This is a genomic window from Klebsiella planticola, assembly GCF_000783935.2.
Classification (GTDB): Bacteria; Pseudomonadota; Gammaproteobacteria; order Enterobacterales; family Enterobacteriaceae; genus Klebsiella; species Klebsiella planticola.
Genome location: NZ_CP026047.1, coordinates 1,659,653 through 1,672,475, shown reverse-complemented (window position 1 = coordinate 1,672,475; position 12,823 = coordinate 1,659,653). Strand labels below are relative to the sequence as shown.

Below are 12,823 nucleotides of genomic sequence, written 5' to 3'. Positions count from 1 at the left end.
ATCTGGTATAGACCATTTAAAATCACCATCCGATGAGGCTTACACGATGAAACTTTCCCGACTTGCTCTGCTGTCCGTTTTCGCGCTGACCAGTTCCCCGGTTTGGGCCGATGGGGTGGTCACCGTTTATTCCGCTGATGGCCTGCATGACGGCGATAACAGCTGGTATCAGAACCAGTTCGACGCCTTTACCAAAGCGACGGGCATCAAAGTGCAGTATGTGGAAGGCGGCTCTGGCGCAATCGTTGAGCGGCTGGCGAAGGAGCGTACCAACCCGCAGGCCGACGTGCTGGTAACCGTTCCGCCGTTTATCCAGCGTGCCAGCAAAGAAAATCTGTTGGCTGAATTTACCCCGCAGGGCAGCGAACAAATTCCCGGCGCCAATGCCCGTTACTCGCCGCTGGTGAACAACTACCTGACTTTTATCTACAACAGCCAACTGCTGAAAACCGCCCCGGCCAGCTGGCAGGAACTGCTGGACAGTCGCTACAAAAACAAGCTGCAGTACTCGACGCCGGGCCAGGCCGGTGACGGTACTGCGGTAATGCTACAAGCCTTTCACAGCCTCGGTGGCAAAGATGCCGGGTTTGCCTATCTCGGGAAACTGCAGGCCAATAACGTCGGCCCGTCCGCCTCTACCGGCAAGCTGACTGCGTTGGTGAATAAAGGTGAACTGTTGGTGGCGAACGGCGATCTGCAGATGAACCTGTCGCAAATTGCGCGAAACCCGAATGTGAAAATCTTCTGGCCGGCGGACGATAAGGGCGAGCGCAGCGCGCTGGCCCTGCCGTATACCGTGGGTCTGGTCCAGAACGGGCCGCAGAGTGAAAACGGTAAAAAGCTGATTAACTTCCTGCTTGATAAGCAGGCGCAAAGCAGCGTCAGCGCGCTCTCCTGGGGCCTGCCGGTACGTAGCGATGTGACGCCAACCGACAGTAACTATCGGGCGGCAAAAGCGGCGCTCGACGGCGTGAAAAGCTGGCAACCGAACTGGGACGATGTGGCCGTATCGCTATCGGCGGATATTGCCCGCTGGCATAAAGTGACCGACAGCGAGTAAGCCTGATGTTGATGAAAACGACTGCTGCCCACTCCCCGTCAATGACGGGGACTTCGGGGATAACCCTCGATTCTCTGCGCGTTTCGTACCACGGCAACGTGGTACTGAAACCGCTGTCGCTGACCATTGAGCCAGGCGAAGTGCTGGCGCTGATTGGCCCCTCTGGGTCCGGGAAAACCACGGTACTGCGGGCCATTGCCGGGTTTGTACAGCCGGCGGGTGGACGCATTTTGATTGGTGATACGGAGGTGACCGGGCTGCCGCCGTACAAGCGCGGTCTTGCCATGGTGGTGCAAAACTATGCGCTGTTCCCGCATATGAAGGTGGAAGATAACGTCGCTTTTGGCCTGCGCGCGCAAAAGCAGCCGAAAGCGCTGATTGCCGACAGAGTGCAAGAGGCGCTGAAGATTGTCGGGATGGCGGACTACGCCACGCGCTATCCGCACCAGCTTTCCGGCGGCCAGCAGCAGCGCGTCGCCATCGCCCGGGCGATTGCCGTGCGTCCGCGGGTGCTGCTGCTCGACGAGCCGCTCTCGGCGCTGGATGCGCAAATACGTCATAACATGGTGGAGGAGATTGCCCGTCTTCACCGTGAGCTACCGGAGCTGACCATTCTCTACGTCACCCACGATCAGACCGAAGCCCTGACCCTGGCGGACAAGATTGGCATTATGAAAGACGGGTCAATGATTGCGCATGGAGAAACGCATCGGCTTTACCATTATCCGCCTAACCGCTTCAGTGCCGAATTCCTCGGCCGCGCCAATATTCTGCAGGCCACGGCGCTGACCGATAGCGCGGGCCCAGGGCTGGTCAGCGTCAGTTGCGGCGGCGGGTTACTCCAGGCTTTCAGCCAGGGCGGACAGCATGGTAATAACAAGCTGCTGTGCATTCGCCCACAACATATGAGTCTGGCGCCGCGCTCGGCGGCCAGCAACCGGCTTCATGCCACGCTGACGTCAGTGCACTGGCAGGGGGATCTGACCCATCTACTGTGCGACGTGGCCGGCGAATCGGTGCGTATTGTCATGACGCATGTTAATCCGCTGCCGCGCGCGGGCGATAAGCTGGCGCTCTACTTTGAACCGGACGACGCGGTCCTGATTGAGGTGTCATGATGTCGCAGACGTTAACGCTGTCGCGCCCGCTGCCGAACCTGCGTCCCTTCCTGTGGCTCCTGTTGCCGCTGTTGGTGCTGGCGACTCTGTTTTTCTACCCGCTGCTGCTGATCGCCGAACAGGCGTTGCGCGATACCAGCGGCCATTTGAGCCTCGGGACGTTCTGGCAGGTAATGGAGTCCCGCCGCTTTATCGGCGCCTTGCTAAATACTTTGCAAATTGCGGTTTTTGCTACGCTTGGCTGTCTGGTGCTGGGCAGCCTGATGGCGGTGATTCTGGTATTTATCCCGTTCCCTGGTAGCCAGCTGATTAGCCGGGTGATTGATACTTTTATCGCCCTGCCGACCTTTCTTATCACCCTCGCCTTCACCTTTATTTATGGCTCGGCTGGCCTGCTGAACGGCACGCTGATGTCGCTGTTCGATTTTGCGCTGCCGCCGGTGGATTTTCTCTATTCGATTCAGGGCGTGATTCTGGCGGAAATTACCGTATTTACGCCGCTGGTCATGCGTCCGCTGATGGCCGGACTGCGGCAGATTGATAAAAGCCAGCTGGAGGCGGCGAGCATTCTCGGGGCTCATCCGCTGCGGGTGATTGCTCAGGTTATCTTCCCGGCGGCGCTGCCGGCGCTGATGGCGGGGGGCAGTCTGTGTCTGCTGTTAACGACGAATGAGTTCGGCATCGTACTGTTTATCGGCGCGAAAGGGGTAAATACCCTGCCGATGATGGTCTACAGCAAGGCCATTCTGGAGTCCGATTACAGCGTGGCCTGCATGATTGCGCTGATTAATATTCTGCTGTCGCTGGGGCTGTTTATGCTCTACCGGCTGGCGGCTGCGCGTACCGGCGTGAGGAGCTAACGATGTTAATTTGGTCGCATAAAGGCCGCGCGGCGGCGGGAACCCTGGCGGTAGTGTTATTTGCCGCGTTCTTCTTCCTGCCGCTGGCGGTGATTTTGATGTCCAGCCTCAGCCAGCAGTGGAACGGTCTGCTGCCGTCGGGGTTTACCTTCGGACACTTCGTGAATGCGTTTCGCGGCGCGGCCTGGGATTCGCTGTTCTCAAGCCTGGTGGTGGGCTTTTGCGCCAGTCTGTTCGCCCTGTTATGCGGCATGTGGGCGGCGCTGTCTCTGCGTCAGTTCAGCGCCCGGCTGCAAAAATATCTCGGGCTGGCGTTCTATCTGCCCAGTGCGATTCCTTCCGTTTCAGTGGGGCTAGGGATTCTGGTGGCTTTCAGCCAGGGGCCGCTGCGAATGAATGGCACCTTCTGGATTGTACTGGCGGCGCACTTCGTGCTGATTTCGGCATTTACCTTCAGCAACGTCTCCACCGGGCTGGCGCGTATTTCGCCGGATATTGAAAACGTCGCCTCCAGCCTTGGCGCCTCGCCGTGGTATCGTCTGCGTTATGTCACCTTACCGCTGATGACGCCGTGGATGATCTCCGCGCTGGCGCTAAGTCTGTCGCTGTCGATGGGGGAGCTGGGGGCCACGGTGATGATTTATCCGCCGGGCTGGACGACGCTGCCGGTCACCATCTTCAGTCTTACCGACCGCGGCAATATTGCCGATGGCTCGGCGCTGACCATCGTGCTGGCGGGGGTGACGCTGCTGCTGATGATCAAGCTTGAGCGCATCGCCCGCCGATTGAGTCAGAGATAAGATTTCCCCGGTAGCGTGACGCTTACCGGGGGGACACTTTGTTAACCGGACTGGCGCGTCACGCGCTGCCTCCGGGGAAAGCTATGGCATCAGAACCACGCCTCAAACATACCGCCGACGTTCAGCGAATCCAGCTGGCTGTCTTTGGTGCCGTTCACCTTCGCGGTACGTTTATTATCTACCTGGCCACCGGTGACGTAGAAACGCAGCATCGGACGGAATTCCGGCCCCATCCCGATGGCGATATTCTGCGACAACGTCAGTTTCCAGCCGTGGTTATCTCCGCCCTGATCGTAATCTACGCGTTGATAGCCCGCTTCCAGCCAGGTCGAATGCACGTCATTCCAGAAGTACATCGGACGCACGATCGCCCCGTAGTTTTTACGATTATCGCTATCATCTTTGCCGTTATCGTAATCGTGGAAGGCCAGCAGGTATTCCACCTGCGCCTGCTGAGTAAACTTGTGGAGCCCCTCGAAGCTGGCGTAAATCGCCGTCAGGTCGTCTGTCTTGTTATAGACGCTGTTATCCGAGTTATCCGAGTAGCGCAGAATCACCTTATTGACGCCGCTGTCGTTAGTATGGCTCAGCACCAGGCCGCCCTGCCAGGCGTCAAGTCGGGCATCGTCATCCACGGCTTTGGAATCAAAACCGTAGTTGGCATAGACCTCAACGTCGATCGGGCCCGCTTTCATATTGTGAATTTTCGAGGTCAGCGCATAGTGACCGTCGTCGCCGGTGCCGGAGCCGCCGGTACAGGTAATGCGCGATGGGTTAGCTTCGTCGGCCATGACTTCCGGACTACAGGACTCTACCTGCGAAACCGCCGCGACATCAAACTGCACGCCGCCGATATCGAAGTTTTTCACCCCGGCGCCCTGGCCGTCGTGGTTCATCCAGAAGTAGTCGTTGATGCCCTGCTGTGGACGCTGGTGGAAATCACGACCGGCCCAGATATAAGCGCCGGGATTCGATTCCAGCACGTTGGTGACGCCAACGTAGGCCTTCTTGAGGTTAACTTCGTCGCTCCAGTGATCGAACATGACGTTGATGTCCCAGATGGCGCCCTGGCTGCTCTTAAAGGCTTTGGTAATCTGGAACTCGCCGCCGTTGCCTTCGTTGCCCAGACGGCCGATGGCCGACGCGCCGTTATAGGAGCCATCGACGCCAACGAACTTCTGATCGCCCGTCTGGAACTGGGCGCCGTAGCGGGCGTAGCCGCTAAACTTGAGGCCGAACGGAATCGCCATATCCGGCGAAGCGGCGGTGGTTTGCGGGTTGGTAATGACGTCCACTTTCTTATTGGCGGCGGCATCAATTTTAGCCTGACGATCCGCCAGCGCCTTATCGACGGCTTTCGCCACAATGGCGTCAATTTGTTCCTGAGTAAAATCTTGGGCGAGTACGGAAATTGGGCACAGCGCGGCGACGACCGCCATTGCTAATGGCAGCATTTTTACAGTTTTCATAATTATCTCGCTTTTAATAATTCATATATTCAGATAATAGCCATCCCGCCAGGATAAGCTGGTTTATTTATTTTGGGTACAGTTGTTAAATATTTATATAAATTAACGCTGGTATAAATGAATTAATTCTTCTGAAAATTCACGCGCTAGCAGTGAATTCATTAAATGATCCTGAGCATGCACCATAATTAACGTCATTGGCTGGCGCGCCTCACCGGCATCCTGCTCGATGAGCCGGGTCTGCATCAGGTGCGCGCGGCGGGCGTAGCCGTCGGCTTCATTCAGGAGTAATTTGGCTTCATTAATATTTCCACTACGGGCGGCATGTAACGCTTCAAAACATAATGAGCGTGACTGTCCCGCATTCACGATAATTTCCATTACCGCTTCTTCTAGATCAATCATAATATTACCTGAGATGATTAATTTTATTATTTAAAGAATATAGCGAAAATTCCTTTTTCGCATTATTCGGAGATGATGGTATTTTATTATTTAAATTTTACGGAAAACATTCCGCCAGCGGTATTGCCGCTGATTACTGGCTGACGGTTTCGGCAACCGGTACGCTATTTTTTGCTTTTTCTTCTTCAGTTTTCATTAAAGAGCGTTCATAGGCGCGCAGGAACGGCAGGTAGATAACCGCTGACATCACCATGCAAATGAGGCACATGATGACCGGACTTAAGGTCCAGTTAGCCGCCCAGGAGGCGCCTATCGGTGCTGGGGTCGTCCACGGCGTCAGCGACACGACCTGCGTCAGCCAGCCGAGGCGGGTTGCGCCATAGGCCAGGATAGCGTTGATCATCGGGACGAAAACGAACGGGATAAACATCATCGGGTTCATAATTATCGGCGCCCCAAACAGGATCGGCTCATTAATATTAAAGAAACTGGGCACGATACCCATTTTGCCGATGGTACGCAGGTGCGTCACGCGGCTACGCAGCAGCAGGAAGGCCAGCGGTAAGGTTGAACCCACGCCGCCAATCAGCAGATAGTGGTCCCAGAAACCTTGCAGATACACGTGCGGCAGGGCGGCACCGGCTGCCAGAGCCGCCTGGTTTGCCGACAGGTTTGCCATCCAGAACGGGTTCATAATTCCGGTGACAATCAGCGAGCCGTGGATCCCGGCAAACCAGAAAATCTGGCACATCAGCACGGAAAGCAGAATCGCGGGCAGGGAGTCGGAAGCGGATACCAGCGGTTCCAGCAGGTGCATAATCGCCTGCGGCAGGATCATGCCGGTCTGGGCTTCGATAAACAGGTTTAGCGGATGCAAGGTGCCAATCACCACCAGGACCGGGATCAGGATTTCAAACGAACGGGCGACGCCGGTTGGCACCTCTTTCGGCAGGCGAATGGTAATGTTGTTCTGCTTCAGCCACGCGTAGACGCGGGTGGAGTAAATGGCGGTAATCAGCGCGGTAAAGATCCCCTGACCTGACAGGTACTGCGTCGAGATTTTACCGTCAGCATAAGGGGCCGCCACCAGTAAAAAGGCCATGAATGCCAGCAGGCCGGACATCACCGGGTCGAGTTGAAACTGGCGTCCCAGACTGGCGCCAATACCGACGGAGATAAAGAACGTCATCACCCCCATACTGAGGTTGAACGGCAGCATCAGCTGTTCGCGGTACTGCTGCGAGAAATCGAGCCAGCCGCGGGCAAAACCATTGGTGGTATCCGGTGAAAAGGGAGGAAAGATAAATACCAGCATGAAAGAGCCGATGATCATAAACGGCAATGCGGCAGTGAAGCCATCGCGAATAGCGATAACATACTTCTGCTGCCCAAGGCGTCCTGCCAGCGGAGTAATAGATTGCTCGATCACGGCAATCATGGACTGATACAGAGAGCTCATTTGCACACCTCTTATTGCGCCGGATTAATCAGCGACAGCGCATAATCCAGGACGTTATCTCCCCGTTGCATCCCGTAGTCCATGGCATTAATAGGCTGGACCGGAATATTCAGGGAGGCGGCTTTTTCTGACAATGTTTTCAACATGTATTTCACCTGCGGACCAAGAAGTACCACCTGGTACTGCGGAAACTGCATGTCAAATTCGGAAACGCCGTAGGCGTCAATCTGCACCGGCAGGTTACGTTCTTTCGCCACGTCGACCATCTTCCTGACCAGCAAACTTGTGGACATCCCGGCAGAGCAGCACAGCATAATCTTGTACATCGACACTCATCCTCAAAATGTAAAAAGTTATTGCGTGGATGATTTGATATCAGACGGAAACCGGTTTCCATTCATAAAAAACAGAACTGTGATGACTGTCAAGATCTTCTCCTTATAGCGCTAATTAATTGGATTCTGCTCACAGATTTCAGCCGGTTTGGCGATGTTTTTCCATGAAACGGAAAATCGGTTTCCAAATGAAAAGGGAAACGGATATACTGGCGATGGTTATAATTGAAGCGATTCAGGGCCGGGGATGTACAGGGATCGGACGCGCCCTGTCAGGGGATAATGATGTCTACAATCAATGATGTATCACGTTTAGCAGGGGTGTCCAAAGCCACCGTCTCTCGGGTTTTGAGCGGTTCGCGCGGCGTCAAAGAGGCCAGCCGTCAGGCGGTACTGCAGGCGGCAGAAGAACTCAATTACCGACCCAATATGATAGCCCAGTCGCTGCTTAGCCAGAGCACCGGCTGTATCGGCGTGATTTGTGCTCAGGACAATATTAATCAAACGACCAGCTATCTGTATGCTCTGGAAAAACAGCTGAGCCTGCATCAGAAGCATCTGCTGCTGCGCTTTGCCAACACGCGCGCCGGCGTGATGAGCGCCCTTGAAGAGCTCAGCTGCGGCCTGTGTGATGATGTGTTGATTATCGGCGCGCGGTTTCCATTAAATATCGACCGGCCGGATGTGGCGCTGATTGACTGCCTGGAAAGCGAAGGGGTGAACAATATTCAGTTTGACCACGCATTTGCGGCGGAAACGGCCTGTAACTACCTGATTAGCCAGGGGCGGCGACAGATTGCGTTAATTCATCCGGAAGGGAGCGGCTTTGCCGACCAGGTTTTGCTGGGCTACAAACATGCGCTGGAAAAAAATTTCCTGCCGTTTAATCGCAACCTGGTATTCCTCGACAGCACATCGCCGTCGGTGGCGGTGCAGGAACTGGTGAACAATGCGACCACCTTGAATTTCAATGCGTTACTGGTTGCCGACGAGCAACAGGCTCAGCATATTGTGCCGCAGCTGCTGGCGTTCAACCGGGCGGTGCCGGAAAAAGTCATGGTGTTCAGCCTGGCCGGATCGTTACAGCTGCCCGGTATTCCGACCATCCCGGCAATTGAGTATTCGATGGACGCCATGGCGGCACGCATCGTCAGCTGGCTGACGGAAAAAACCCAGATGCTCGGCGGCAGCATGTTGCGCGGTGATTTAATTATTCCGAAGCGCTAAGCGCCCCTTCTGAACCTCGACCCGCGGCTTTAACACCGCGGGTTTTTTTATACCGACCTTTTTGCTGCCCACTTCACAATATAAACAGAACTCATAGCTGCCGCCGGTTTTTTGAACCGGACAGCGCCCGGTGACTACCTTAAGTTGAATACGAAAGTTCAATACCAAAAATCATTAACCAGAACATTCGTATCGCCTGCTTAAGGAAGTCACCCTATGAATCACCCTCGTGTTGTCGACGTGAAGTCGTGGATCGATGCCCGACCGATCTCACGTTTTCAGTGGAACGTCCTGCTGCTGTGTTTTGTCATCATTATGCTTGATGGCTACGATGCGGCGGTGATGGGTTTTATCGCCCCGGCTCTGATTGAAGACTGGGGCATCAGTCGGGCCGAAATGGGGCCGATCCTCGGGGCCGCCATGTTTGGCGTAGCCCTCGGCGCGCTGGTTGCCGGCCCGCTTTCCGATCGTTACGGTCGCAAGCGTATTCTGCTGTGGTCGGTGGCCTTTTTTGCTCTCTTCAGCCTTGCCGCCGCGCTGGCGCAGAGCCCGTCACAGCTGGCGCTGATGCGCTTTCTCACCGGGCTGGGGCTGGGGGCGGTGATGCCCAACTGCGTGACGCTGGTGGCGGAATATATGCCCGAACGTCGTAAGGGGCTGATGATCACCCTGATGTACAGCGGCTTTAACGTCGGCTCCGGGCTGGGCGGCTTTATCGCCGCGGGTCTGCTGTCGCATTACAGCTGGCATTCGGCGCTGATATTCGGCGGCGTACTGCCGCTGGTGGTGCTGCCGTTCATGGTCGTCATGCTGCCGGAGTCGGCGATGAATATGGTGGCGCGTCGCTTACCGGGTGAGCATATTGCCCGGGTCCTCAACCGTCTGGGCGGCAGCTTCGATAGCAGCACCGTCTTTCAGCTCAATGCGCCGCAAATCTCACGGCGCAGTAAGGTGGCGCAGCTGTTTCGCAACGGCTATGCGCGCGGCACGCTCGCCCTGTGGCTGACCTATTTTATGGGGCTGTTTGTGATTTATCTGCTCAACGGCTGGCTGCCCACGATTTTACGTTCTGGTGGATTGTCGCTGCAGCAGGCGGCGATTATCACCGGTCTGTTCCAGCTGGGCGGCCCGCTGGGGGGGATCCTTGTCGGTTATCTGATGGACCGCGGCTCGGCAAAAGCGGTGATTGCGGTGACCTATTTCCTCGGCTGTATGTGTCTGTTAACCCAGGGGCTGATGGACTTCGGCTCGGCGGCGCTGGCGGTGCTGATCTTTATCAGCGGCATGTGTATTAACGGCGCGCAAAATGGCCTGCAGGCCTACTCGCCGGCCTACTATCAGACCGAAATTCGCGCCACCGGCGTTAGCTGGATGCACGGTATTGGCCGTAGCGGAGCGATACTTAGCTCTACCCTCGGTGGCGTGATTATGCTCGCCGTACCGGGCCACTCTTCAATATTTTTGGTGCTGGCGCTACCGGCCTGCCTGGCGGGGATCGCGATTTTACTGCACCGTATGAACCACCCTAAGCCTCGGCAAACAGAGGCGGATCTGAACGCGCTGTCGCAAACGTTGCATAACCGATAAGTGGAGTTACCTTATGGCCAGAATACTCGGCGGGATCGCCGTTTCTCATACCCCGACCATCGGCTTTGCCGTCGATCATCACAAACAGCAGGACGCGGCATGGGCACCTATTTTCCAGAGCTTTGAGCCGCTGCAGCGCTGGCTTGATGAGAAAAAACCGGATGCGCTGGTCTATATATTCAATGACCATGTGACCGCCTTTTTCTTCGACCACTACTCGACGTTTACGCTCGGGATTGATAACGAATACGATGTGGCAGACGAAGGGGGTGGCCCGCGCGATCTGCCGCCGGTAAAAGGCGATGCGGCGCTCTCCAGGCATATTGGCGCGAGCCTGATGGCGGACGAGTTTGATATGTCGTTCTTTATGAACAAAAAGCTCGACCACGGCCTGTTCTCTCCGCTCTCGGCGCTGCTGCCGTGGCAGCAGGACACGGGATGGCCGACGCGGGTGATCCCATTGCAAATCGGCGTGTTGCAATTCCCGGTGCCCAGCGCCCGGCGCTGCTACAAGCTTGGCCAGGCGCTGCGACGGGCGATCGAAAGCTACCCGCAAGATATCAACGTGGCGATCGTCGCGACCGGGGGCCTGTCGCATCAGGTTCATGGCGAGCGCTGTGGTTTCAACAATCCGCAGTGGGACGCGCAGTTCGTTGATATGCTGGTTAATGATCCGGAAAAGCTGGCTGAAATGACGCTTGGCGAGTACGCCACGCTTGGGGGGATGGAAGGGTCTGAAGTGATTATGTGGCTGGTCATGCGCGGCGCGCTGTCGGCGAATGTGACTGAAACCTGGCGTGACTACTACCTGCCGTCAATGACCGGCATCGCCACCCTGATTCTGGAAAATAATGCCCGCACTCCGCCGGTGGATACCCTTAGCCGCCATCGTCAGCACATGGCACAGCAGCTGGCTGGCGTGGAAAAGCTGCCGGGGACCTATCCGTTCACCCATGAACGGAGCCTGAATAGCCTGCGGTTGAACAGTTTCCTCCACCAGTTGATCCAGCCCGCCTGGCGCGAGCGTTTTCTCAAGCAACCGCAGGCGCTTTACGCCGAAGCGGGGCTCAGCGAAGAGGAGCAACGTCTGCTCGACGAGCGCGACTGGCGTGGGCTGATTCAGTACGGCGCCAGCTTTTTCCTGCTGGAGAAAATGGGGGCGGTGGTGGGCGTATCCAACCTGCATATCTACGCCGCCATGCGCGGACAGACGCTGGAAGAGTTCCAGAAAACGCGAAATCAGCAGGTGACTTACTCGGTGGCCGGAACCCGTTAACCTTGCGCGACCTGCCGCTGGATAAAGCTGAGCAGTGCCTGGGTCGCCGGCGACGGCAAACTGCCCGCGCGGAAGGTTAGCCCGATGCGGCGGGTGGTATCCGGCAGCTGCACCGGCAGGACGGTCAGCAGGCCATTGTCGATTTCGAAACACATCTGGCTGGCGGAAACTGCCGCCAGCATATCAGAGTCGCGTAGCAGGCCGCGCACCATCGCCGCATCTCCTGTCTCCACGGTTGGCTGCGGCAAAGGTAATCCCAATGTCAGAAACGCCCGCTCCAGCAGGCGTCGTGCCGGAGCATTCGAGCGTGGCAGTACCCATTGCGCGGCCGCTAGCTGACTCAGTGGGTCGGGGTGGCGAAGCAGCGGGTGCTCGTTGCGCAGAAGAATCAACATATCTTCCTCAAACAGCGCCTCGCAGCTCAGGTCCGGCAGCTCTTCATCCTGACGCAGCGCGCCGATAATAAAATCGATGTGCCCCGCGCGCATGTCGGAAACCAACGACTCATACGGACTTTCGTTGGTCATCACCATAATCCCCGGATGATGCGCCAGAAAGGCGCTAATCGCCGCAGGCAGCAGCCGGGTACGGCTGAGCGGCAGGGCGCCGATGCGCACGCTACCCTCAAGCACCCCCCGACGGGCGGCAAGATCGCTCCAGATATTCTCCAGCTCGTTGAGTGCCCGGCTGATGGGCGGGTACAGCAGGTCTGCTGCCGGCGTCGGGCGGACGCCTTCCGGTGTCCGGCGAAACAGCGCGGAATCGGCGCCTTTTTCCAGAATTTTCAGCGCCGCGCTGACCGCCGGCTGGGTGATACCCAGCTGCGTGGCGACGGTCTGCGTGTGGTTGACATGGTAGAGCTGCAGAAAAATCTCCAGCCGCCGGGTATTAAACAGCCAGCCGGCGTCCGGCAGCGCCGATGAGGCGCGGGCTTTCAGCTTGTGCAACAGGGCGGGAATCGCCTGTAAATCACCGATCGCGCGCAGGGCGCGCGGCAGAATACATTTACCGTACTCTGTCGCCACCATCCCGCTGTAGTGGCGCTCGAATAGCGTCACGTTCAGCGCCGCTTCCAGATCGCGGATTGCCCGGGTGATCGCCGACTGTGTACGAAATAAGTCATCAGCGGCACGCGAGACGCTACCGCGCTGAGCGACCTGGCAGAAGAAGCGTAGCTGCATGATATTTATCGTCTTATCGTATTTTCTCTTCAACATTCTGTACCAG

General features: G+C 56.8%; 12 protein-coding genes. 7 read left to right on the top strand and 5 right to left on the bottom strand.

Annotation, left to right across the window (positions count from 1 at the left end; genetic code table 11):
• The first annotated feature begins 46 nt into the window (after window positions 1–46).
• The 4 genes from phnS to phnV are packed head-to-tail and all read left to right on the top strand — an operon-like array spanning window position 47 to window position 3,838.
• On the top strand, window positions 47–1,060 hold the full coding sequence (gene phnS / locus MC50_RS08090; protein ID WP_032697047.1) for a 2-aminoethylphosphonate ABC transporter substrate-binding protein: 1,014 nt from the start codon (window positions 47–49) through the stop codon (window positions 1,058–1,060).
• Window positions 1,061–1,065: 5 nt separating this feature from the next.
• Complete coding sequence (phnT, locus tag MC50_RS08085) at window positions 1,066–2,178, top strand: 2-aminoethylphosphonate ABC transport system ATP-binding subunit PhnT (protein WP_032690202.1); 1,113 nt, start codon at window positions 1,066–1,068, stop codon at window positions 2,176–2,178.
• Window positions 2,178–3,038: a 2-aminoethylphosphonate ABC transporter permease subunit gene (gene phnU, locus MC50_RS08080; RefSeq protein WP_032690203.1), complete on the top strand. Its 861-nt coding sequence runs from the start codon at window positions 2,178–2,180 to the stop codon at window positions 3,036–3,038. Before phnT ends, phnU begins: the two co-directional genes overlap by 1 nt.
• 2 nt (window positions 3,039–3,040) lie before the next feature.
• Complete coding sequence (gene phnV, locus MC50_RS08075) at window positions 3,041–3,838, top strand: 2-aminoethylphosphonate ABC transport system, membrane component PhnV (protein ID WP_032697045.1); 798 nt, start codon at window positions 3,041–3,043, stop codon at window positions 3,836–3,838.
• A gap of 89 nt (window positions 3,839–3,927) precedes the next feature.
• Here phnV and MC50_RS08070 read toward each other — a convergent pair whose 3' ends face one another.
• The 4 genes from MC50_RS08070 to MC50_RS08055 all read right to left on the bottom strand — a co-directional run bounded on the left by MC50_RS08070 (window position 3,928) and on the right by MC50_RS08055 (window position 7,497).
• Window positions 3,928–5,307 carry a carbohydrate porin gene (locus MC50_RS08070; protein WP_047663613.1) on the bottom strand — a complete coding sequence of 460 codons (1,380 nt, stop codon included), beginning with the start codon at window positions 5,305–5,307 and terminating at the stop codon, window positions 3,928–3,930.
• Window positions 5,308–5,409: 102 nt separating this feature from the next.
• Window positions 5,410–5,712, bottom strand: a complete 303-nt coding sequence (locus MC50_RS08065) for a PTS lactose/cellobiose transporter subunit IIA (protein ID WP_015585486.1) — start codon at window positions 5,710–5,712, stop codon at window positions 5,410–5,412.
• 133 nt (window positions 5,713–5,845) lie between these two features.
• A complete protein-coding gene (locus MC50_RS08060; RefSeq protein ID WP_046853315.1) occupies window positions 5,846–7,171 on the bottom strand; it encodes a PTS sugar transporter subunit IIC in 1,326 nt (441 codons plus the stop codon).
• 11 nt (window positions 7,172–7,182) lie between these two features.
• Window positions 7,183–7,497: a PTS sugar transporter subunit IIB gene (locus MC50_RS08055; protein WP_032690208.1), complete on the bottom strand. Its 315-nt coding sequence runs from the start codon at window positions 7,495–7,497 to the stop codon at window positions 7,183–7,185.
• A gap of 294 nt (window positions 7,498–7,791) precedes the next feature.
• Here MC50_RS08055 and MC50_RS08050 point away from each other — a divergent pair, with 294 nt between their 5' ends.
• The 3 genes from MC50_RS08050 (at window position 7,792) to MC50_RS08040 (ending at window position 11,596) form a co-directional block, all read left to right on the top strand.
• Window positions 7,792–8,733: a LacI family DNA-binding transcriptional regulator gene (locus MC50_RS08050; protein ID WP_015585487.1), complete on the top strand. Its 942-nt coding sequence runs from the start codon at window positions 7,792–7,794 to the stop codon at window positions 8,731–8,733.
• 216 nt (window positions 8,734–8,949) lie between these two features.
• Window positions 8,950–10,320, top strand: coding sequence for an MFS transporter (locus tag MC50_RS08045; RefSeq protein WP_032697042.1), 1,371 nt, complete (start codon window positions 8,950–8,952; stop codon window positions 10,318–10,320).
• 13 nt (window positions 10,321–10,333) lie between these two features.
• Window positions 10,334–11,596, top strand: a complete 1,263-nt coding sequence (locus tag MC50_RS08040) for a gallate dioxygenase (RefSeq protein WP_032697041.1) — start codon at window positions 10,334–10,336, stop codon at window positions 11,594–11,596.
• Here the strand turns inward: MC50_RS08040 and MC50_RS08035 are convergent.
• A complete protein-coding gene (locus MC50_RS08035; protein ID WP_032690211.1) occupies window positions 11,593–12,813 on the bottom strand; it encodes a LysR family transcriptional regulator in 1,221 nt (406 codons plus the stop codon). The genes MC50_RS08040 and MC50_RS08035 overlap by 4 nt on opposite strands.
• Between the last annotated feature and the right edge of the window lie 10 nt (window positions 12,814–12,823).